This is a genomic window from Cognatilysobacter bugurensis (assembly GCF_014652095.1).
GTDB classification, from domain to species: domain Bacteria; phylum Pseudomonadota; class Gammaproteobacteria; order Xanthomonadales; family Xanthomonadaceae; genus Cognatilysobacter; species Cognatilysobacter bugurensis.
Map to the genome: position 1 here is coordinate 128776 of NZ_BMYD01000005.1, position 20737 is coordinate 149512.

The window sequence follows — 20737 nt, forward strand, 5'->3', positions numbered from 1 at the left end:
GCGGCCCGTCCGCGCACGGACGGGGCCGGCTGCGACTTACCCCGCGCCGCAGCACTTCTTGTACTTGCGGCCGCTCCCGCACGAGCACGGCGCGTTGCGGTCCGGCGTGGCGTCGCGACGGATCGGCTCACGTGGGGTCAGCGCATCGATGCGGTGGTGGTGCAGGTCGGCGAGCATGCCCGGCAGGCTCGCGACGACCTCCAACCGCTCGCGGTAATCGACCGGCTGCCCGGGCTGCGTCGGGTCCTCGCCCATGACTTCGCCGCTTGCGAGGCGGTCGAGGCGCTCGAAGATTTCGTCGATCCACTCTTCCGCGTCGAGCCACGCTTCCCACTGCGTCTCGCGCAGCTCGACGCCGCGGAAAAAGCCCAGCGCCCAGTCGTGGCCGACGTCGAGCTCGTCGGGCTGCTCGGCCTCGACGTCCTCGGGCAGCCACAGCAGCGGCGCGAGCACGTCGGGGATCTCGTCGCCCTCGTGGCGCACGCGCAGCGTCACCGTGTGCCAGTGATCGAGCAGCAGCGCCTCGACCTCGGCGCGCTCGTCGGCATCGCGCCAGCGCGGCGGTGTGCCCCACACGGCGGGCTCCCATTCGCTCATCGGCACCGTGTCGGGGCCAACCGCGAGCGCGGAGAGGTAGCCGTCGAGCGCTTCGAGGTTGAAGCCCTTGTACGGCACCGCACGCTGCTCGAGCAGCTCGGACAGGCGTTCGATCTGCTGATCGTCCAGGACGCGGGGAGCGGGCATGGCGGCACCGGCGGAAAAAGGGCGTGTAGGGTAATCGCGCTGCGTGCGGCATGCTGCGCGACCCGCTGAATCCGCCCTCTTGAATCCGCCGCGCCATGCCCGCCTGCCCCTGCTCGCCCGACCGCGACTACGCCGCTTGCTGCGCGCCGCTGCACGCAGGTCAGGCCGCGCCGGACGCCGCCGCGCTCATGCGCTCGCGCTACAGCGCATACGCGCTCGGACGGCACGGTTACGTGCTCGACACCTGGCATGCGTCGACGCGGCCGGCCACGCTCGAGCCCGATGAGGCCGTGCAATGGCTCGGCCTCGACGTGCGCACGCACGTGGCCGACGGCGACCGCGCCGAAGTCGAGTTCGTCGCGCGCTGGCGTGCCGGCGGCGCGAGCGCGCAGCGCCTGCACGAGCGCAGCCGCTTTGTGCGCGAGGGCGGGCGGTGGTTCTACCTCGACGGGACCTTCATCGAGCGCGCGACGCGGCGTTGAGCCGGCGTCAGGCCTGTCGCCTAGAGGCGGCGCGCCGCCGGAATCACCCAAACAAAAAGGCGCGACTTCGCAGTCGCGCCCAAGCCCGTCGGACGGGAGAGAGCCAGTGTGGAGCGGCTGCGGGATGGCAGGCTCCGGGTCGAGGCCAGCATCGCATTCAGCTTGTTAAGTGCGCATTTCGCCGGCGTGAAGCACGGCCGTGAAACACGCAACAAATGGCGCTACTGGCGCAGGTCGCGCCCGGGCTGCGGCATCGCGAAGCCCGGCGTGGCGCGCCAGGGGTTGATGTCGAGCCCGCCCCGGCGCGTGTAGCGCGCTTCGACCGACAGGGCCTCGCAGTGCGCGTGCCGCATGAGGTCGAGAAAGATGCGCTCGACGCACTGCTCGTGGAACTCGCAGTGGTCCCGGAACGAGACGAAGTAGCGCAGCAGTGCCGCGCGGTCGAGTCGCGGCCCGCGGTAGTGCAGCGTCACGCTGGCCCAGTCGGGCTGGCCGGTCACCGGGCAGTTCGACTTCAGCACCGCGCTCGTCAGCGACTCCTCCACAAGCGCGTCGTCGACCGCGATCAGCTCCGCGCGCGGCGGGCCGTAGTGCTCGATCGCGACGTCGAGCGCATCGATCGATTGCGCGTTCGCACCCCCGTCGATCGCCGGCAGGCCGAACGCGACCGTGACCGTCGCGCCGGCCGCCTGCGACAGATCGCGCGCGATCAGCGCGCGGACCGTCTCGCGGCATTCGAAGCGGCTGCCGTTGAGCGAGTTCAGATAGAGCTTGAGCGACTTCGATTCGACGAGGTTCGGCGAGTCGGCCGGCACCGTGAACGTGGCGGTTTCGATGATCGGCTTGCCGCGCGCGTCGAGCCAGCCGAGCTCGTACGCGTGCCAGCGGTCGTGGCCGCAGAACGGCAGCGCCTCACCGTCGAGGCCGAGCTCGCGGCGTGCGCCGGCGCGTTCGATCGGAAACAGCAGCGACGCGTCGTACGCGCGCGGGTAGTCGACGCTGCGGCCGAGCGGCAGGCCGGCCGGGTTCACGCCATGAGGATCGTGCGGGTTCATGCCGCGATTATCGCGCGCCACGGCGGCGCGCGATCGCAGGCCCGCATGGTCGGTTCAGTCGCGCGTCGCGACCGGCTGCGCGCCGCCGTGCAGGTAATCGAGCGCGACCTGCAGCATCGAGCGCACGCCCACATCGAGCGCCCCTTCGTCGAGCAGGAACTTCGGCGAATGGTTGCTCGGCGCCTTGAGCGGGTCGATGCCCTCGCTCGTCGCGCCGACGAACCAGAACATCGACGGCACCTGCTGCGCGTAGTACGCGAAGTCCTCCGCGCCCATCTGCAGCGGCGGCTCGATGACCTTGTCCGCGCCCACCGCGGCCACGAGGCTCGCGCGCATGCGCTGGGTGAGCGCCGGATCGTTGACGGTGACCGGGTTGCCCGCGTTGTCGGGCACGCTCGCCTCGACGCTCGCGCCGTGCGCGGCGGCGACATGCTCGGCGACGTTCGCGAGATCGGCGTGGATCGCCTTGCGCACGCCCTCGTCAAACGTGCGGATCGTGCCGACGAGTTCGACCTCGTCGGGAATGATGTTGTAGCGGATGCCGCCTTGGATCGCGCCGAAGCTCACCACGGCCGGCAGCTTTGCGATATCGGTGCGGCGGCTCACCACGGTCTGTGCGGTGTTGACGACGTCGGCCGCGGCGACGATCGGATCGATGCCGCCCCATGGCCGCGAGCCGTGCGTCTGCCGGCCCTTGACCTTGATCGTGAACTTGTCCGAGGCGGCCATCAGCGGGCCGCCGCGCACCGCGACCGTTCCGACGGGCAGCGTCGAGAACACATGCAGGCCGAACATCGCATCGGGCTTGAAGTCCTTGAACAGGCCTTCCTTGAGCATCAGCGATGCACCGCCTTGTTCACCGTCGGGCGCCCCTTCCTCGGAGGGTTGGAACACGAGCATCACCTCGCCGGGCAGGTCCTTCTGCATCGCCACGAGCGCCTTCGCGACGCCGAGCAGCACGCCGGTGTGCGCGTCGTGGCCGCAGGCGTGCATGACGCCGGTGGTCTGGCCGTTGAACGTCGTGGTGACCTTGGAGGCGAACGGCAGGCCGGTCTGCTCGGTCACCGGCAGCGCGTCCATGTCCGCGCGCAGCGCAATCTTCGGGCCGGGCTTGCCGCCGCGGATCACCGCGGTCACGCCGTGGTGCGCAAGGCCCGTGCGCGGCTCGAGGCCCATCGCCTTGAGCGCCTTTGCGACCTGCGCAGCGGTGCGCTGCTCGCGGTTCGAGAGTTCGGGGTGCGCGTGGAAGTCACGCCGCCAGGCGACGACCTCATCGTGCACCGCGCGGGTCGCGGCCTCGACCTCGGGGCGCGCGCTCTGCGCATGCGCGGCGGTGGTCGCGCACAGCGCGGCGAGCAGGGCGGGCCACAGCAGGGACGGGGTCGGGCGCATCGGGATTCTCCGGGTCGGTCGGGTCGATCCTAGGTGCTGGGCTGATCGCCGGCCATGACCGCATCGGGCGCGCCGGCCCACGGCGGCTTTCGCGATGCGCTCACCGGCGCGGATCGAGCATTTGCCGCACACCCGCCCGCGGCGCCTGCGCGTCGCACCGGAGCCGACCATGACCCGCCGCGACGCCTCCACCGAGGTCGAACTCGTCGAAGCCGTGCGCACCGTCGCGCACCCCCTCACCGGCACGCCGCACGATCACGACGCCCTGCTCGAGCGCATCGGCGACGCGCGCGTCGTGCTCATCGGCGAGGCCTCGCACGGCACGCACGAGTTCTACGCGATGCGCGCCGAGATCACGCGCCGTCTGATCGAGGAAAAAGGCTTCACCGCGGTCGCGGTCGAGGCCGACTGGCCCGATGCGTATCGCGTGAACCGCTACGTGCGCGACGACGAGCACGACGCCGATGCGAACGCCGCGCTCGGCGGCTTCGAGCGCTTCCCGACATGGATGTGGCGCAACACCGAGGTGCTCGCGTTCGTCGACTGGCTGCGCGCGCACAACCGCGGGTGCGCTGGGAACGCGGGCGTCGGCTTTTACGGGCTTGATCTCTACAGCCTGCACAGTTCCGTCGCTGCCGTACTCGATTACCTGCAAGACACCGACCCGGACGCCGCCCGGCGCGCGCGTGACCGCTACTCGTGCTTCGAGCATTTCGGCGAGGACCCGCAGGCCTATGGGTATGCGGCGAGCTTCGGGCTCAGCGAGTCCTGCGAGGACGGCGTCATCGAGCAGCTCGAAGAGCTCAGCCGCCGGGCTGCACGCGCCGGCGGCGACCGCGACGAGGACCTGTTCTTCGCGGAGCAGAACGCGCGCCTGGTCGCGAACGCCGAGGCCTACTACCGCAGCATGTTCCGCGGCCGCAACGAGTCGTGGAACCTGCGCGACACGCACATGATGGAAACGCTGCAGGCGCTCATGCAGCACGGCGACGGCGGCGCGAAGATCGTCGTGTGGGCACACAACTCGCACCTCGGCGATGCACGCGCAACCGAGATGGGCGCGCGCGGCGAGCTCAACCTCGGCGAGCTCGTGCGCACGCACTACGGCGACGCCGCGGTGCTCGTCGGCTTCAGCACCTACCGCGGCAGCGTGACCGCGGCCGATGACTGGGGCGATCCGGCCCACCACAAGCGTGTGCGGCCCGGCCTGCCGGGCAGCTATGAGGCACTGTTCCACGAGGTCGGCCTGCCCGCGTTCGCGCTGCGTCTCGATGATCCCGCGCTGACCGGCCTCGCGACGCCGCGCCTGCAGCGCGCGATCGGCGTGATCTACCGCCCGCAGACCGAGCGCATGAGTCATTACTTCCACACGCAGCTGACGAAGCAGTTCGACTGGATGATCCACCTCGACGAGACCCGCGCGCTCGAACCGCTCGAACCGGGCGCGCGGTGGCACGCCGGTGAAGAACCGCCCGATACGTTTCCCAGCGGCTTCTGATCGCACCGCGACCCCACGTTGACCGCGCGCGCGCTACGGTGCGCGGCATGGCCCACGCAGCGCTGCGGCACGGCGGCGCGGGCGCCACGGAGCGATGCACATGCAGAAACGGTCCCGCGGTCTGCTGGCCGGCGCGACGCTTGGCGTCATTGGCACGGTGCTCGCGCTGTGCGCCGGCGCGCTCGCCGTTGCGTATTCGGGCGTCTACGACATCGCGGCCAACCGCGACCACATTGCAGGCGTGCGCTGGTTCCTCGAGCGCACCATGCACTCGTCGGTGCAAGAGCATGCGCAGGCGCCGACACGTGAGGCGCTTGCGGCGGTCGACATCACGGCGGGCGCCGGCGAGTACAAGTCGATGTGTCAGCAGTGCCATGCCGGTCCGGGCGTGGACCGGGCTGCATGGGCGGACGGCATGACGCCGCTGCCGCCCAACATGGCCGACGCCGCGCGCGAGTGGTCGGTCGGCGAGGTGAAGTGGATCGTCCAGCACGGCCTGAAGTACACCGGCATGCCCGCATTCGGCGCGGACCACGACGAGGCGACGCTGTGGAACATCGCCGCGTTCGTGAAGCAGCTGCCCGAGATGACGCCCGCGCAGTACCGCGCGTATCCAGAGGCGCACTCGCACGGCGCGGCGTCGACGCACGGTGACACCGGCGAGGCCTCTGAAAAGGCGCATTCGCACGACGCGGCGTCGGCGCACGGCAGCGCCGCCGAGACCTCTGAGCCGAGCCATAAGACGGCCGATGGCGCGGAGCCGCACGGCGAGGCGGGTCACCCGCATCCTGACGGCGGCCACGGCCCGTCGCACTGATCGATAACAGGAGCCACCGCATGCAATCGTCCTACTGGCGCTTCGCCGCGATGATCGCGACCTCGACGGTCGTGATGTTCGGCCTCATGTACCTCACGACCTACGCGCTCGACCACGTGTTCTGGAGCGAGACGCGGGCGTGGATGGCGCTGCTGATGGGCGCGACGATGGCGATCATCATGCTGGGCTTCATGCTCGGCATGTACAAAAAGCGCGCGCTCAACATCGCGATCTTCGCCGGCGCGGCCGCAGTGTTCGCGGTGACGTTGTGGATCGTGCGCAGCCAGTCGACGGTCGACGGCGTCGATTACATGCGCGCGATGATTCCGCACCATTCGATCGCGGTGATGACCAGCGAGCGCGCGCAGATCACCGACCCGCGCGTGCGCAAGCTCGCCGACGAGATCATCGCCGCGCAGCGCCGCGAGATCGCCGAGATGAAGTACCTCATCGCCCGGCTCGACGACGACGGCGCGGGCAAGGTCGCAGCGCTCAACGAGCCCGCCGCACCGCCCGAACTCGTGTCGCCGCGCGAGGCGATCACGAGCGCCGAGATCGCGAAAGTCGACCTGGGCGAGTTCGACAACGCCGAGGTCGAGCGCGTGCTCGGCCCCGGACGGCGCTGCATGTTCCATTACTCGCAGGCGGCCGGGCCGGTTCTGGCGGCCACCGCCGATGCGGGCGTGGTCAAGATCCACGGTCGACTCGTGCAGCTCGACGCGACGTCGCAGTCCGCGCGCGGCGTCGCGCTGCGCGGTGGCGGCATCACGGTGGCGGTCAAACCGGACGCCGAAGCCAGCGACGGCGCGTGGCAGGAGGCGGTCGCGCGCCTGCATCTGGCAGCCGGGCTCGACGTCGGTTACCGCGGCTTCTATCGCTGCGTGCCGGCAGGCGCACGGGGACGCGTGGGCCGCTGAGCCGAACGCCCATCCCTTGTCCAATCAGTGCGCCCGTGCTCGCGCTCGGTTAGCGTTGCGATCACGCGTGGATCATCGAGCGTTTCGCGTGAGCCGCCTACGTTGGGTGTCCCACCCCAGGCAAGGCCGTCGGCGCGACGCCACCGGCAGCGCGCGCGGCCTGCGAACCTCCGGAGCCCACGATGCACCACACCGACACCGATACGTCCTCCTCGTCCGGCCACACGCTGGCCAACCTCGCAATCGGCGCCCTGGCGGGCGCGGCCGCGGTCTGGGTCATGGACCGCGTCGACAACTTCAACTTCCGCCATGAGGACGCCGCCGCGCGTCTTCGCACGCAAGCCGTGCGCCCGGACGGGCAGCCGCCCGCGCAGGTGATGGTCAAGCAGGTCGCCGAACTTACCGGCCACTCGCTGTCGCGCGAGCGCATCAACCGCATCGGGCAGGGCGCGCACTACATGATCGGCGTTGGGCCGGCGATGCTCTACGCCGCACTCGGCTCGAAGTTTCCGGCGATCACCCGCGGCCGCGGCGCCGCATTCGGCCTGGGCATGTTCCTGCTGCAGGACGAGCTCATGAATCCGCTCATGGGCTGGTCCGCAAAGCCCGGGGCCTACCCATGGCAAGCGCACGCGCGCGGCCTCGTCGGCCATCTCGTCTACGGCATGACCGCCGATGCGGTGGTGCGCACGCTGCAAAAGCGCATGCAGCGTGGCGACGCCGACAGCACGCGCATGCCGACCACGACGTACGCGGACAATGACGCCTCGATCGTGCGCTCGGGCAACGACGCGGTCGTCGCGCCGCTGCACGCGGCGCCGCCGCAGTCCTCCACTGGCGCCGGCAGCTCGATCGGGATGCAGGCGGGCTGAGGATCCAGGCGGTCTGACCGCAGCGCGGGCAGCGTTAGACAGGCCGGCCGCGGCAGCGGGCAAAGCGCCGCGGCGGCCGATCGTCGAGACTCGCAGGCCCGCCCTGCCGAGCCCGTGCCATGTCCTACGTCCGCTGCCTGCGTGGCCTCGCGTCCGGCGTCGAATACGACGCCGACGTGCCGATGAACCTCGATCCCGTCGACGGCCGCCCGGTCGAGATGGTGATCGACCTCGAGCGCCTCGCCGCCGAGCAGCCTGATGCACGCTGGTATGACCCGACGCGCCGCGACATGTGGCGCTTTGGTGGGCTCATGGCGCTCGACGTCAACGACACGCGCGACGCCGCGCATATCGTGCCGATCGGCGGTGGCGGCACGCCGCTGCTCGACTGGCGCACTCATCCGCATGCGCAGGCGGGTCAACTCGCACTACAGCTGAAAGACGAAGGCCAGCCGCACGCGGGCTTCGGCGCAAACCCGACGCAGAGCTTCAAGGACCGCGGCATGGCGATGGTCGCCGCGCAGGCGCGCCGGCTCGGGCTCACACGGCTGTGCGTGCCCACGCAGGGCAACGCCGGCGATTCGCTCGTGCGCTATGCGCTCGCGGGCGATCTTTCCGTCGTCGTCGCGATGCCCGACGACACGCCGCTGCCGATCCTCGGCGGCGTCGCGGCGGCCGCGCACCGGCACCCGGACCGCGTGAAGCTCGAACTCGTCGGCCCGACGATCCGCGAGGCCGGCGCGTACCTCAAGCAGCACTACGTGCCCGAGGGCTGGTTCTCGGTCGCAACATTCCAGGAGCCGGGCTGGCGCATCGACGGCAAAAAATCCCTGGGCCTCGAACTCGCGGAGCCCGCGCCCGGAGAGACGCGCTGGTCGCTGCCGGACGCGATCATCTACCCGACTGGCGGTGGCACCGGCGTGCTCGGCATGTGGAAGGCATGGGACGAGCTCGAAGCGCTCGGCCTCATCGACTCGCGCCGGCCGCGCATGCTGTGCGTGCAGAGCACGCAGACCGCACCGCTGGTGCGTGCGTTCGACAGCGGCGCCGAGGACACGACGGCGGTGGATGCGGGCCAGACGCTCGCGTTCGGCCTCAATGTGCCGGGCGGTGTCGGCCACTTCCGCGTGCTGCAGATCATCCGCGCGAGCGGCGGGGCGGCGGTCGCGGTCGACGAGGCGGACATGGCCGCCGAGCTGTCGCGCACGTGGCGCGAGCAACGGGCGTGGATCAGCCCGGAAGGCGCGGCATGTATCGCCGCGATTCCGCAGCTGCTCGATCGCGGCCTGCTGCGCGCCGGCGAGCGCGTCGTCGCGGTCAACACCGGCTCGTCGGAGAAGTACCTGCCGGCGCTGCGCCACCTGCTTTAAAGCCACCTGCTCCACGCGATCGCGCGGCGCGGCGTTTCGACACGCCACGCCGCCCGTGCGACGCTCGCGCCACCACACCGCTGCCGGACCGTGCCGATGACCGCGACCGCTTCCGACCGTCCGCCGCTGCACGGCGAAGCCGCGCTCGTGCGCGTGCTCGGCCCGTTCGCGCTCGGCGCATCGATCGTCAACATCATCGTCGGCGCGGGCATCTTCATGCTGCCGGCGCTGCTGCTGGCGCGCATGGGCGAGGCCGCGCCGGTCGCGTTCCTCGCCGGCGCACTCGCGATCATTCCGGTCGCGCTGTGTTTCGCGGCCGTCGGCAGCCGCGTCGATGCGACGGGCGGGCCGTACATGTACGCATCCGCCGCGTTCGGGCCGTTCGCGGGCTTTCTGGCCGGCGCGCTGATGTGGATCGCGAACGTCACCTCGAGCGCCGGCGTTGCCGCCGCGCTCGCCGACCAGGCCGGCAACGCCTGGCCGGTGTTCGGCGACGGCGTCGCGCGCGCGGCGCTGCTCGCGTCCGTGTACGTCGTGCTGTTCGGATTCAACGCCTACGGCGTGAAACTCGGCTCGCGCACGATCAACGTGCTTGCCACACTCAAGCTGCTGCCGCTGTTCGCGCTCGTGCTCATCGGGCTCGCGTTCGTCGATTGGGGCCGCATCGAATGGTCCACGCCGCTCACGTCCGATGCGTTGTCATGGGGCGCGCTCGGCGCGTCGATGGTGTTCGTTGTGTTCGCGTACTCGGGCATGGAAACCGCGCTGATTCCCGGTGGCGAGGTGCGCGATCCATCCCGCCACGTGCCGCGCGCAACGCTCGGTGCAATCGTGCTCGTCGTCGCGCTGTACGTCGGCATCCAGGTCGTCTGCCAGGGCGTGCTCGGCCCCGCACTTGATGGCAGCAATGCGCCGATCGCGCAGACCGCCGGCGCGCTGTGGGCGCCGGGGCGCGGTCTGCTGCTCGCGACCGCCGCGGTGTCGATGACGGGCTTTCTGATGGGCAACCTGTTCGCGTCGTCGCGGCTGCTGTTCGCACTCGGCCGCGACGGCTATCTGCCGCGCGCGTTCGACCGCGTCGATGCGCGCTGGCGCGTGCCGCGCGTCGCGCTGGCCGCGCATGCCACCGTGGCGCTGGGGCTCGCGCTCGCAGGGAATTTCGAGGTGCTCGCGCTGATTTCGGGCGGCGCGATCTGCCTGCTGTTTGCGGCGGTCTCGCTTGCCGCATGGCGCGCGCAGGCGCTCGGGCTGCGCAGCGCAGGCACGCCGTTCGTACTGCCCGGCGGCGGTGCGATCCCGTTGCTCGCGCTGGTCACGATGGCCGCGATCTGCGCGACGCTGAGCGCACGCGAGTGGCTGGCCATCGGCGGCGCGCTCGCGGTGCTCGTGGCCGTCTACGCGCTGCTCGTGCGGCTGCGCCGCCGCCCGCCGGGCCCGGACGCAACGCTCACGGCGGAGTCGCACGCACGCGGCTAGCCTCGGCGCGTCCCACGCAACGCGAGGCATACAGACGCCATGGACACCCCGATCGGACGCCGACGCTGGGCAATCGCCGAAGGCTACATCCCGGGCCACAGCCACGGCCCGACGCCGGCGATGGAGAGCCACGAGACCTGTTGCATCCTCAACGCGGGCGAGCGCGAGGCGCGCATCGAGATCACCGTGTATTTCGAAGACCGCGACCCGGTCGGCCCGTACCGCCTGACCGTGCCGGCCAAGCGCACGCACCACCTGCGCTTCAACGAGCTCAGTGAGCCGGCGCCGATCCCGAAAGAGACGTCCTACGCGAGCGTGATCGAGTCCGACGTGCCGATCGTCGTGCAGCACACGCGGCTCGACTCGCGCCAGGCGGAAAACGCCCTGATCACGACGATCGCGTACGCAGCGGACTGAGCCGGCCGCGTCGACCCGGCCGCTCAGCGTTGCGGCGCGCGCCCGTGGTGGCCGGGCGGCAGCGTGAGTTCCTCGTGCCGCAGCCATCGGTAGCCGTAGCCGTCAAGTTCGATCCGAAGCGGCGTGCCCGCCACCTCCGGGTACGGCCGGTCGCTGAGCACGTCCACGAGCGGATCAAGATCGGGCGCGTCGAGTTCGAACGACACCGGCCGGTCCGAGAGGTTCGTGAACAGCACCGCGACCGAGCCCGTTTCGCCTTCGTCGTAGCGCACGCCGAACACCGATGGCGCATCGACGCCCACCACGCGCGCTTCGCCGATCAACTCGCGCATGCCCTGGCGCGTGCGCACGAACTGCTGCGTGTCGGTGAGCACCGAGCCGGGCACGCCCTGCTGCGCCTCCACGTTCACGCGCGGATACGCGTACTGCGGATCGTCGACGGGCGCGACGACGAGCGCGTCGGGCGCAGCGCCTGAAAACCCGCCGTTGCAGCGCCGGCTCCATTGCATCGGCGTGCGCACCGCGAGCCGCTCGGGGCGCGAGAGGTCCTCGCCCATGCCGATTTCCTCGCCGTAGCGCACGACCGGCACGCCGGGCAGCGAGAACAGCAGCGAATGCGCCATCGCGATGCGCCGCGCGTCACCGCCGAGCATCGGCGCGAGCCGGCGCCGGATGCCGGTCTTGTAGGCGCGCATGCCCGGGTCCGGCGCGAACGCCGCAAATACGTCCTCGCGCTCGTCGGGCTTGAGCTGGTCGAGGTCGAGCTGGTCGTGGTTGCGCAGCCACTGCAGATGGCTGCAGTAGCCCGGCGCCGACGAGCGCTTGTCGATCGCGTCGATGAGCGGCTGCGCCTGCTCACGCGCCAGCGCGAGGAAGGTGTGGTTGTTGAGCCAGAAATCGAGCATCCAGGTGAGCCGGTGCCCGCCTTCGAAGTACTCGGAATACTCGTGCACGGCCACGTCGGCTTCGCCCATGAGGATCGCCGTCGGGCTGCGCTGGCGCACGTAATCGTGCATTTCCTCGAGCCACCACAGCCCGCCATCGCGCGGGTCCGCGGTGCTCGCCGAACGCATCATGTGCGACGCCGCATCGATGCGGAATCCGCACACGCCGAGGCGCAGCCAGAAGCCCATGATGCGCAGGATCTCCTCGCGCACACGCGGGTTTGCGATGTTGAGATCGGGCTGGTGCGAATAGAACACGTGGCGGTAGTACTGCTGCGCCTGCTCGTCCCACGTCCACACGCCGTCCTCGACGCCCGGAAACGCGGACTCGACCTCCGTCTCGACCGGCTCGTCGGACCACACGTAGTAATCGCGAAAGCGCGAGTCGCGGCTCGATCGCGCCTCCTGGAACCACGGGTGCTGGTCGGAGGTGTGATGCGCGACGAGCTCGATGAGCACGCGGATGCCGAGTTCTTCGGCGCGCTCCATCATCGCGATGAAATCGGTGATGTCGCCAAAGCGCGGGTCGACGTCGAGGTGGTCGACGATGTCGTAGCCGCCGTCGCGGAACGGCGAGCGGTAGAACGGCATCAGCCACAGGCAGTCCGCGCCGAGCAGGCGCAGGTGATCCAGGCGCGAGCGCAGCCCGGCGAAATCGCCGCAGCCGTCGCCGTCGCCGTCCTTGAACAGGGACGGGTCCACTTGATAGACCGTGGCGTTGCGATGCCAGAGCGCTTCCATCGATCACCGGTGCCGTGCGACCGCGCCGTTGTAGCCGACGCGGAGCGAGCGGAAAGTGATGGCGCGACCGGCAGCGGGGCAGGTCGGTGCGAGGCGTTGCCGGCGATCGGTGCCTAGCCGCGGTGCTCGAGCGCGAGGTAATCCGACGACTGCATTTCAACCAGACGCGAGGCCGTGCGTTCGAACGCGCCGTCCAGCTTGCCGCCTGCGTACAACCGCTCCGGCGTGTCGGCCGCGGTGCACACGAGGTTGACGTGGCGGTCGTAGAACTCGTCGACCAGATGCACGAAACGGCGCGCCGGATCGTCGTTGCGGCCGTCGAAGCGCGGCACGCCGCCGACGAGCACCGTGTGGTACTCGGTCGCGATCTCAATGTAATCGCTTGCCGCACGCGGGCCGTCGCACAGCGCGCCGAAGTCGAACCAGGCATGCCCTTCGGCGAGCGCACGCACCGGGATCGTGCGCTCGTCGATCACGAGCGGCCCGTCGATGCGCGGTGCGCCCGCGGTGAGTTCGATCCACCGCGTCGTAAGCCACGCCTCGGCCTGCTCGTCGAGCGGCGTGCGGTACACCGGCGAGCGCGTGAGCGCACGCAGGCGGTAATCGTTCGGGCTGTCGAGGTGCACGGTGGCGCAGTGCGCCTGGATCTGTTCGATCGCCGGCAGGAACCGCTCGCGCTGCAGGCCATGCAGGTAGAGGTTCTCGGGCGCGGTGTTCGAACTCGTCACCAGCGCGACGCCCTCGGCGAACAGGCGCTCGAGCAGCCGGCCGAGCAGCATCGCGTCGCCGATGTCGTTGACGAAGAACTCGTCGAGCACGAGCACGCGCAGCGAGTCGCGCCACTGCCGCGCGATCAGCGCGAGCGGGTCGCTCGCGCCGGCGTGCGCGCGCAGCTGCGCATGCACCTCGCGCATGAAGCGGTGGAAATGCGTGCGGCGCTTGTGCTCGATCGGCAGCGCGTCGAAGAACAGGTCGATCAGGAAGGTCTTGCCGCGGCCGACGCCGCCCCACAGGTACAGCCCGGTCGGCGGCGGTGGGGTGCGGCCGAACAGGCGGTCGCCGAGGCGGTCGAACAGGCCGCGCCGCGGCGGCGTCACGAGCGCGTCGTACAGGCGGTCTAGCTCGTCGAGCGCGGACTGCTGCGCCGCGTCGAATGACCAGTCGCCGCGCGCAACGCCGGCCGCGTACGCGCTCGACGGCCGCCCGGCCGCACGCGTCTCCACCGCCGAGGACACGGGCGGGCGGGGCGAGGAATCGGGCATGCGCGGGCGGTGGCGTTGCTCGCTCACGGCGCCGGCTCCGGCAGGTGCGCGCGCGCGGCGTGCTTGACCGCGCCGCGCAGGTCCATGAGCTTGCGGTGGAAGAAGTGCGTGGTCTCGGGAATCTTCACGAGCGTCGGTCCCGGCACGAGGCCGTCGATCGAATCGATCCAGTCGTACACTGCCTGCGGGTCGACGATCTCGTCAGCCTCGCCCTGGATGATCACCCACGGGCACGTCGGCAGCGTGATCGACTCGAAGTCCCAGCTGCGCCCGGCCGGCGGTGCGATCGAAAACAGCAGCGACGGCGCGAGTTCGGCTGCGACCGACAACGACACGTACGCCCCGAAACTGAAGCCGGCGAGCCACAAGGCCGCGTCGGGCCGCTGCGCGCGCACCCAGGCGACGACCGCGCGCAGGTCGTCGGCTTCGCCGCGGCCGTCGTCGAACGTGCCGCCGGACTGGCCGACGCCGCGGAAGTTGAAGCGCACCGTCGTCGCGCCGCATTCGCGCAGGGCGCGCGCGGTCATCGTGACGACCTTGTTGTGCATCGTCCCGCCCTCGGTCGACAGCGGGTGGCACACGACCGCGACCACCGGGCGCGCGGGCACGTCGGCGTCCGGTCGCTCGACCGTGACTTCGAGTGCGCCGGCCGGGCCGTCGAGCGCGAGCGCCGCCAGGTCGGCGGTGGGAAAGGCGGGGGAGTTCATGGCGTCATGATACGGAGCGCAGTGAATGCACCGTCAGCGGCGCAGTGCCAAGAGGGCGAGCGCGAGCGCGCGGTCGCGGAAACGACGACGCCGCCCGGAGGCGGCGTCGAAGAGCATTCGCGAGCGCGGGGGCGCGTTACTGCAGGTTCGCGAGCATCCAGTCCACGGTCGCGTTGACCTGCTCGTCGGTGAGCGCCGGGTTGCCGCCCTTCGGCGGCATGACGCCGGCCGAGCCGGTGTAGCCCTCGATGGCGTGGCGGTACAGCACCTCGTTGCCCTGCGCGAGGCGCGCGGTCCAGTCGCCGCGCGCGAGCGTCGGTGCGCCGCCGGCGCCGGACTTGTGGCAGCCCGCGCAGAGGTTGCCGAAGATCACCGAGCCGTCGAGCGTGCCGCCGTAGGCGACCTGCGACGCGGCCGCGGCTGCAGCGGCCTGCGCGGCGGCAGCCTGCGCCGCGGCGCCGGTCGCGCCCGCGTACACCGAACCCACCGGCGCGATGCGCTGGTACGTGCGGCGCGCGAACGACGTGTCCGCGTCGCGCGGCAGCGTGCCGTGCAGGTAGATCGATCCGAGGATCAGGCCAAGGGTGACCAGCACGAGAAAGCCGATCACCATCGAGAATTTCTTGAGGAACTCGAGGTCGTAGTTGCGCACGAATCCACCTGTTGCACGCGCCGCTTGGCGCGCAGAGCCGTCGTCGGAAGCCGCGGGTGCGGCGCCGGGCGGGCCTGCGGGCAGGCGCGACCGAGCGCGGCAGTCTACCATTCCCCGCCCGACGTGAGCGCCGCGCCGTGCATCGTGCGCCGCATCGCACTTTCCGCCCCGGTCCGCTTGTTCTATAACCGGGGGCGGACTTTACGGAGAACGGCATGTCGCGCTGGACCACGCAGGAGCTGTGCACGCGGTTGGAGGCGGCGTTCGGCGCCGATCGCGTCGAGGAGGTGCCGACCGTCGACGGCGCGCTGCAGGTGACGCTGCCCGATTGCGGCGACCTCGGCATCACGATCGCGCTGACCGACCGGCAGGTGTTCGTTTCCACGCCGCTCGTCGAGGCCGAGCGCGTTGCAGACCGCGCAGGTTTCAACGAGGCCTGCCTGCGCCTGAACCCGCTGAACCCGCTGTCGAACCTCGGACTCACCGAAATCAACGGCCGTGACACGTACATTGTGTTTGGCGAACTCGCGCCCGACTCGAGCGCCGAGCAGATCGAACTCGAGGTCCGCACGCTCGCCGAGAACGCGATCGACGCGATCGAAGCCCTCCAGACCTATTTGGTGCACGCATGAGCCTGTTGCAGAAGATCCTCACCCTGTTCCGCGGCAGCGCCCACGAGGCGGGCCAGGCCGTGGTCGACAAGAACGCGCTGAAGATTCTCGACCAGGAAATCCGCGACGCCGGCAACGACCTCGTGCGCTCCAAGGAGGAGCTCACGAAAGTGATGGCGCAGCGCCAGCTGCTCGCCACGCGCAGCGCCGACCGCCAGGCCAAAAAGGCCGAGTACGAGAACTACATCGCCGGCGCGCTGCGCCAGGGCAACGAGACGCTCGCGCGTGAAGTGGCCGAGCGCCTCTCGGCCGTGGAAACCGACCTTGAGCAGGACGTGCAGACGCTCGCGCAGTACGACGCGAGCATCCGCGCGCTCAAGAGCGCGATCGGCGAGACCGAGCGCAAGCTCGCGCGCGTCAAGCAGCAGGTCGACACGGTCAAGGCGACCGAAGCCGTGCAGCGCGCGCAGGGCGCGGTGGCGGCGCGGTATTCCGGCGCGAACGGCAAGGTCGGCACGGCGCTGGATTCGCTCGAGCGCATCCAGGCCAAGCAGGCCGAGAAGGGCGCGCGCCTCATCGCCGCGCAGCAGCTCGAGGCCGAGACCGGCGACAACGACCTCAACTCCAAGCTCAAGAGCGCCGGCCTGCTCGGCCAGTCGCACAGCGTCGACAACATCCTCGATCGTTTCCGCGACAAGCCGGCCGAGCAGCTCGGCCACGACCAGAAGGTGCTGACCGCGACGCTCACGCCGACCGACGCCGACCGCGTGCCGCGCGAGTAAGCGCTGATGTTCGTGCTCGGCCGCCTCGTGCGCGCACTGCGTGCGCACGTGCGCCGGCTCAGCTGGGCGATGCTGCTCGCCGCGCTTGCGCTGCACATGCTCAGCGCGTGGGCGCTGCTTGCGTTCGCGGGCGAGGCGAAGCTGCTCGGCATCGACGCGTACCCGTACTGGTACATGACCACGGCGACGACGATTGGGTATGGCGACCTGTCGCCGTCGACGACCGCCGGGCGCTACATCGTTGCGTTCTTCGTGATGCCCGGCGCGGTGGCGCTGTTTGCGTCTGCGCTCGGCAAGGCCAGTGCGACGCTGCTGAACTTCTGGAGGCGACACCAGATGGGACGGATGGGATACGCGGACATGCGCGGGCACACCGTGCTCGTGGGCTGGCGGGGGCGTGAATCGGCCCGGCTCGTGCAACTGCTGCTCAGCGACTGCAGCACCGACGACGAAGGCATCGTGCTCGTGGCCGAAGGCATCGCGGAAAACCCGCTGCCGGACCGCATGCGCTTTGTCGCAGTCGAGTCGTATGCGGATTTCGACGGCTATGAGCGCGCCGCGCTCGCACGGGCTGCGCGCGCGATCGTGCACTGCGGCAGCGACGACCAGACGCTCGCGGCCGTGTTCGCGGTGATGGCGCAGCTGCCGGCCGAGCCGCGTCCGCACGTGGTCGCGCATTTCGACGGCGACACCGCGGCGCGCCTCGTGCGCAGCCACTACCCCTGCGTGGAATGCACGCGGCCGCTGCATGTGGACGTGATCGCCCGCGCCGCGCAGGACGCAGGCAGCTCGCTCGTGGCAACTCAATGGCTCAGCGCGGGCGGCGCCACGCAGTTCAGCCTGCCGGTGCCTGACGACGTCGGTGCCCCCGAGGCCCACCGCATCGCCGAGGCGTTCCGCGCACAGTCCGCGCTGTGGATCGGCTACCGCGCGCCCGGCGCGGACGAGCCCGTGCTCAATCCGCGCGAGCACGACCGCGTGCCCGCCGGTTCAATGCTCTATTACCTCGCTGATGCGCGCATCGATTCCGCACGGCTGCGTTGGCCCGCCGCTGCGACGGAGGCCGCATGAGCTGGCTCGACCGCCTGCGCGGCAAGTCCACGCCGCCCGCGTTGCCGGACCCGTCCGCGCTTGGCCATCCGTTGCCGCTGGGCTTCCGCGTCAACGGACGCGTCGCGTTCGACACGCTGGTGTTCCGCGCGCACCCCGATGCGCTGACCGTACAGTTGCCCGAAGGCCACCAGGGCATCCCCGCGTACGGGCACATCGATCTGGGCGCCGGTCATGCGCTGCACCGCTTCTACCTCGACGACGACGCGTACGTGCAGGTGAGCACGGCCGGCGAGCTTATCGAAGGCATCAAGGCGTTCGTATTCGTCGAGACCGTCAACCCGCCGACCCAGGCCGAGTTCCAGCGCTTCATCCACGGCCATGAGCATCTGGGCGCGCCCTCAATCGAGTACATGGGCCGTCAGTGGCAGCGTGATTTCAGCGGCGAGGCCAGCGGGCGCATTCCGCCGGTGATCTACGACGAGGTGCTGTACCGCCATGATCCGCCGCGTCGCGACGACGACCTCACCCACTACGCGATGCTCTACCGTCGTGAGGTGCCCGAGCTCGCGCGCGATGAGTTCCTGCTCGTGACCGCCGAGGATTACGGCCCGGCCGAGTTCCTCGTGACCTATGCAATCGGCCTGGACATCAACACCGCCGACTTAGACATCACCTAGTCGACATCACCCCTGCTCGACATCACCCCTACTCGACATCAGCCGACCGATACCGTTTCAACGCCTGATGGATATCGATCGACCGCGACATCACCTGACCCGCTCCGCCCTCGCACAAGGACCTTCGATGGACGCCGCCCCAATGACCGCCACGAGCTTTCTGAGCTTCCTCGCCTACCTCGGCACCGGTGTCGGCGTGCTCGTCGTCGCGGCCATGCTCGTGTCGCTGATCACGCCGCACAAGGAGTTCGCGCTGATCCGCGCGGGCAATGCGTCGGCCGCGACCGCCTACGCCGGCACGCTGATCGGCCTCGCGCTGCCGCTGCACGCGGCGATCAGCCACTCGGTGAACCTGCTCGACGCGCTGCTGTGGGGCGCCGCCGCCTGCGCGGTGCAGGTGATCGCCTACCTGCTCGCGCGCGCGGCCTTGCCGCGGATCTCGCACGAGATCACCGATAACGTCATCGCCGGCGGCATTTTCGCGGCCGGCGTGTCGATCAGCGTCGGGCTGATCAATGCCGCGGCGATGACGCCGTAAGGAGGCTGCGATGAAGCGTTCGCGCAACCTGCGGCTGGTGCTCATGGCCGCAACCGTGCCGGTCGTGCTGGCCGGCTGCGAAAGCGAGCCGACCGGGCAGGTGCTGTCGTCGGTCGAGCAGTGCCGGAACCAGGAAACGGTCTCGGTCGAACAGTGCGAGCAGGCTTACCTCGCCGCGCGCGCCGAGCACGAGCGCATCGCGCCGCGATTCGAAAGCCGGGTCGAATGCGACCAGCAGTTCGAAAACTGCGTCGCAGTCGAGGAGGGCGGCCAGACCGTCTACCACCCGCCGATGGGCGGCTTCCTGATGGGCTACCTGATCGGCAGCGCGCTCAGTCCGCGGGGTTATTACCCCGTCGGCGCGGCGTCGCCGCTGTACCGCGATTACCGCGGCGGTTACTACAAGCCGAACGGCGATTTCGCCGGCAACCGCATCGGCAACGTCAGCGGCAACAAGGGCAAGGTCGCATTGCCGGCGCGCGCGGTCACGGTGTCGCGATCGGGCTTCGGATCGAGCGCGAGTGCGCGCGGCGGGTTTGGCAGCAGCCGCGGGACCGGCGGCTGATGCGGCGCATCGCGGTCGACCCGCGCCCGGACTGGCGCGACCAGGCCGAGTCGCTCGGCTTCGTGTTCCACACGATCGACGGCGCGCCGTACTGGGACGAGTCGGCCTATTACGCATTCACGCTGCGCCAGATCGAGGACGACCTGGAGGCCCCGACGCAGCAGCTGCATGACATGGCGATGGCGCTCGTCGACGAGGTCGTCGGCTCCGAGCAACTGCTCGAACGGCTCGCGATCCCGCGCCCGTTCTGGGACTGGATCGCCGCGTCGTGGGCATCGCGCGAGCCGCATCTGTACGGCCGCATGGACCTCGGCTACGACGGCGCCGGCCCGGCCAAGCTCTACGAGTTCAACTACGACACGCCGACCTCGCTGTACGAGAGCGCGTATTTCCAGTGGCTGTGGCTGGAGCAGCAGATCGCGCGCGGCGTGCTGCCGGCCGGCACTGATCAGTACAACCGCATCCAGGACGCGCTGTGCGAGGCGTTTGCGACGCTTGCGCGCGAGCAGCGCATCGGCACGCCCGTGCATTTCGCGGCGGTCGAGCATTCGCCCGAGGACCGCGGCACCGTGCGCTACCTACGTGACTGCGCCGAGCAGGTCGGCATCGAGACGATCGAGCTCGCGATCGAGCAGATCGGCATGAGCGCAGACGGTTACTTCACCGACCTCGACGACCGCGTGATCCGCACGCTGTTCAAGCTCTATCCGCTCGAGTGGATGTTCGTCGAGGAATACGGCCCGAAGCTGCAGGCGTCCGGCGTGCAGCTCATCGAGCCGGCGTGGAAGGCGATCCTCAGCAACAAGGGCGTGCTGCCGCTGCTGTGGGAGCGCCACCGCGGCCACCCGAACCTGCTCGAGGCGCATTTCGACGACGGCGCGACGCTTGCGCCGGGCTGGGTGCGCAAGCCGCTGTTCTCGCGCGAGGGCGCGAATGTCGAGCTCGTTCAGGCCGACGGCGCGCGGCTCGCAAGCGACGGCCCGTACGACGACGCGCCGCGCATCCGTCAGGCGCTGCACCCGCTGCCGTGCTTCGACGGCCAGTACCCGCTCGTCGGCAGCTGGGTGATCGCCGACGCGGCGGTCGGCATCGGCCTGCGCGAAGACACCGGTCCGATCACCCAGGACGGCTCGCGCTTCGTGCCGCACGTCATCACCGGCTGAGC

The 20737-nt window shown here is 70.2% G+C and carries 22 protein-coding genes; 15 read left to right on the plus strand and 7 right to left on the minus strand.

Annotated elements, in window-relative coordinates; genetic code table 11:
* Window positions 1-36 precede the first annotated feature (36 nt).
* Window positions 37-744, minus strand: coding sequence for a UPF0149 family protein (locus tag IE075_RS13490; RefSeq protein WP_189457520.1), 708 nt, complete (start codon window positions 742-744; stop codon window positions 37-39).
* Between the two features lie 95 nt (window positions 745-839).
* On the opposite strand from IE075_RS13490, the gene IE075_RS13495 reads away from it, so the two are divergent.
* On the plus strand, window positions 840-1226 hold the full coding sequence (locus tag IE075_RS13495) for a YchJ family protein (protein WP_189457521.1): 387 nt from the start codon (window positions 840-842) through the stop codon (window positions 1224-1226).
* Window positions 1227-1447: 221 nt separating this feature from the next.
* Here the strand turns inward: IE075_RS13495 and queF are convergent, their stop codons facing one another.
* Window positions 1448-2281, minus strand: a complete 834-nt coding sequence (queF, locus tag IE075_RS13500; protein WP_189457522.1) for an NADPH-dependent 7-cyano-7-deazaguanine reductase QueF — start codon at window positions 2279-2281, stop codon at window positions 1448-1450.
* A gap of 54 nt (window positions 2282-2335) precedes the next feature.
* Window positions 2336-3673 (minus strand): amidohydrolase, encoded by a 1338-nt coding sequence (locus IE075_RS13505; protein WP_189457524.1) that lies wholly within the window; start codon window positions 3671-3673, stop codon window positions 2336-2338.
* Between the two features lie 169 nt (window positions 3674-3842).
* Here IE075_RS13505 and IE075_RS13510 point away from each other — a divergent pair, with 169 nt between their 5' ends.
* The 7 genes from IE075_RS13510 (at window position 3843) to IE075_RS13540 (ending at window position 11040) form a co-directional block, all read left to right on the plus strand.
* Complete coding sequence (locus IE075_RS13510; RefSeq protein WP_189457526.1) at window positions 3843-5171, plus strand: erythromycin esterase family protein; 1329 nt, start codon at window positions 3843-3845, stop codon at window positions 5169-5171.
* Window positions 5172-5271: 100 nt separating this feature from the next.
* The gene (locus IE075_RS13515; protein WP_189457528.1) at window positions 5272-5988 is read left to right on the plus strand and encodes a c-type cytochrome; all 717 of its coding nucleotides are present in this window, start codon (window positions 5272-5274) and stop codon (window positions 5986-5988) included.
* A gap of 20 nt (window positions 5989-6008) precedes the next feature.
* On the plus strand, window positions 6009-6905 hold the full coding sequence (locus tag IE075_RS13520) for a DUF305 domain-containing protein (RefSeq protein WP_189457530.1): 897 nt from the start codon (window positions 6009-6011) through the stop codon (window positions 6903-6905).
* A 182-nt stretch (window positions 6906-7087) separates the two neighbouring features.
* A complete protein-coding gene (locus IE075_RS13525) occupies window positions 7088-7777 on the plus strand; it encodes a DUF1440 domain-containing protein (RefSeq protein WP_189457532.1) in 690 nt (229 codons plus the stop codon).
* Window positions 7778-7896: 119 nt separating this feature from the next.
* Complete coding sequence (locus IE075_RS13530; protein WP_189457533.1) at window positions 7897-9147, plus strand: threonine synthase; 1251 nt, start codon at window positions 7897-7899, stop codon at window positions 9145-9147.
* 96 nt (window positions 9148-9243) lie between these two features.
* Entirely contained in the window at window positions 9244-10623 is a 1380-nt protein-coding gene (locus IE075_RS13535; protein ID WP_189457535.1) for an APC family permease, read from the plus strand.
* A gap of 39 nt (window positions 10624-10662) precedes the next feature.
* Complete coding sequence (locus IE075_RS13540; RefSeq protein WP_189457537.1) at window positions 10663-11040, plus strand: sensory rhodopsin transducer; 378 nt, start codon at window positions 10663-10665, stop codon at window positions 11038-11040.
* A 23-nt stretch (window positions 11041-11063) separates the two neighbouring features.
* Here the strand turns inward: IE075_RS13540 and IE075_RS13545 are convergent, their stop codons facing one another.
* The 4 genes from IE075_RS13545 to IE075_RS13560 form a co-directional block, all read right to left on the minus strand.
* A complete protein-coding gene (locus IE075_RS13545) occupies window positions 11064-12725 on the minus strand; it encodes an alpha-amylase family protein (protein ID WP_189457538.1) in 1662 nt (553 codons plus the stop codon).
* 113 nt (window positions 12726-12838) lie between these two features.
* Window positions 12839-13987: a cell division protein ZapE gene (gene zapE, locus IE075_RS13550; protein ID WP_189457744.1), complete on the minus strand. Its 1149-nt coding sequence runs from the start codon at window positions 13985-13987 to the stop codon at window positions 12839-12841.
* A gap of 23 nt (window positions 13988-14010) precedes the next feature.
* The gene (locus IE075_RS13555; RefSeq protein WP_189457540.1) at window positions 14011-14694 is read right to left on the minus strand and encodes an alpha/beta hydrolase; all 684 of its coding nucleotides are present in this window, start codon (window positions 14692-14694) and stop codon (window positions 14011-14013) included.
* 136 nt (window positions 14695-14830) lie between these two features.
* A complete protein-coding gene (locus tag IE075_RS13560) occupies window positions 14831-15346 on the minus strand; it encodes a c-type cytochrome (RefSeq protein ID WP_189457541.1) in 516 nt (171 codons plus the stop codon).
* Window positions 15347-15561: 215 nt separating this feature from the next.
* Here IE075_RS13560 and IE075_RS13565 point away from each other — a divergent pair, with 215 nt between their 5' ends.
* The 7 genes from IE075_RS13565 to IE075_RS13595 all read left to right on the plus strand — a co-directional run bounded on the left by IE075_RS13565 (window position 15562) and on the right by IE075_RS13595 (window position 20735).
* Window positions 15562-15978, plus strand: coding sequence for a YjfI family protein (locus IE075_RS13565; RefSeq protein WP_189457543.1), 417 nt, complete (start codon window positions 15562-15564; stop codon window positions 15976-15978).
* Window positions 15975-16739 (plus strand): PspA/IM30 family protein, encoded by a 765-nt coding sequence (locus tag IE075_RS13570; protein ID WP_189457545.1) that lies wholly within the window; start codon window positions 15975-15977, stop codon window positions 16737-16739. The genes IE075_RS13565 and IE075_RS13570 overlap by 4 nt, the downstream gene beginning before the upstream one ends.
* A gap of 6 nt (window positions 16740-16745) precedes the next feature.
* Window positions 16746-17810 carry a potassium channel family protein gene (locus IE075_RS13575; protein WP_189457547.1) on the plus strand — a complete coding sequence of 355 codons (1065 nt, stop codon included), beginning with the start codon at window positions 16746-16748 and terminating at the stop codon, window positions 17808-17810.
* Entirely contained in the window at window positions 17807-18469 is a 663-nt protein-coding gene (locus IE075_RS13580) for a DUF2491 family protein (RefSeq protein ID WP_189457549.1), read from the plus strand. The genes IE075_RS13575 and IE075_RS13580 overlap by 4 nt, the downstream gene beginning before the upstream one ends.
* 127 nt (window positions 18470-18596) lie before the next feature.
* The gene (locus IE075_RS13585; protein ID WP_229792532.1) at window positions 18597-19007 is read left to right on the plus strand and encodes a DUF350 domain-containing protein; all 411 of its coding nucleotides are present in this window, start codon (window positions 18597-18599) and stop codon (window positions 19005-19007) included.
* 10 nt (window positions 19008-19017) lie between these two features.
* Window positions 19018-19572, plus strand: coding sequence for a DUF1190 domain-containing protein (locus IE075_RS13590; RefSeq protein ID WP_189457550.1), 555 nt, complete (start codon window positions 19018-19020; stop codon window positions 19570-19572).
* Window positions 19572-20735: a glutathionylspermidine synthase family protein gene (locus tag IE075_RS13595; RefSeq protein WP_189457552.1), complete on the plus strand. Its 1164-nt coding sequence runs from the start codon at window positions 19572-19574 to the stop codon at window positions 20733-20735. Before IE075_RS13590 ends, IE075_RS13595 begins: the two co-directional genes overlap by 1 nt.
* Window positions 20736-20737 lie beyond the last annotated feature (2 nt).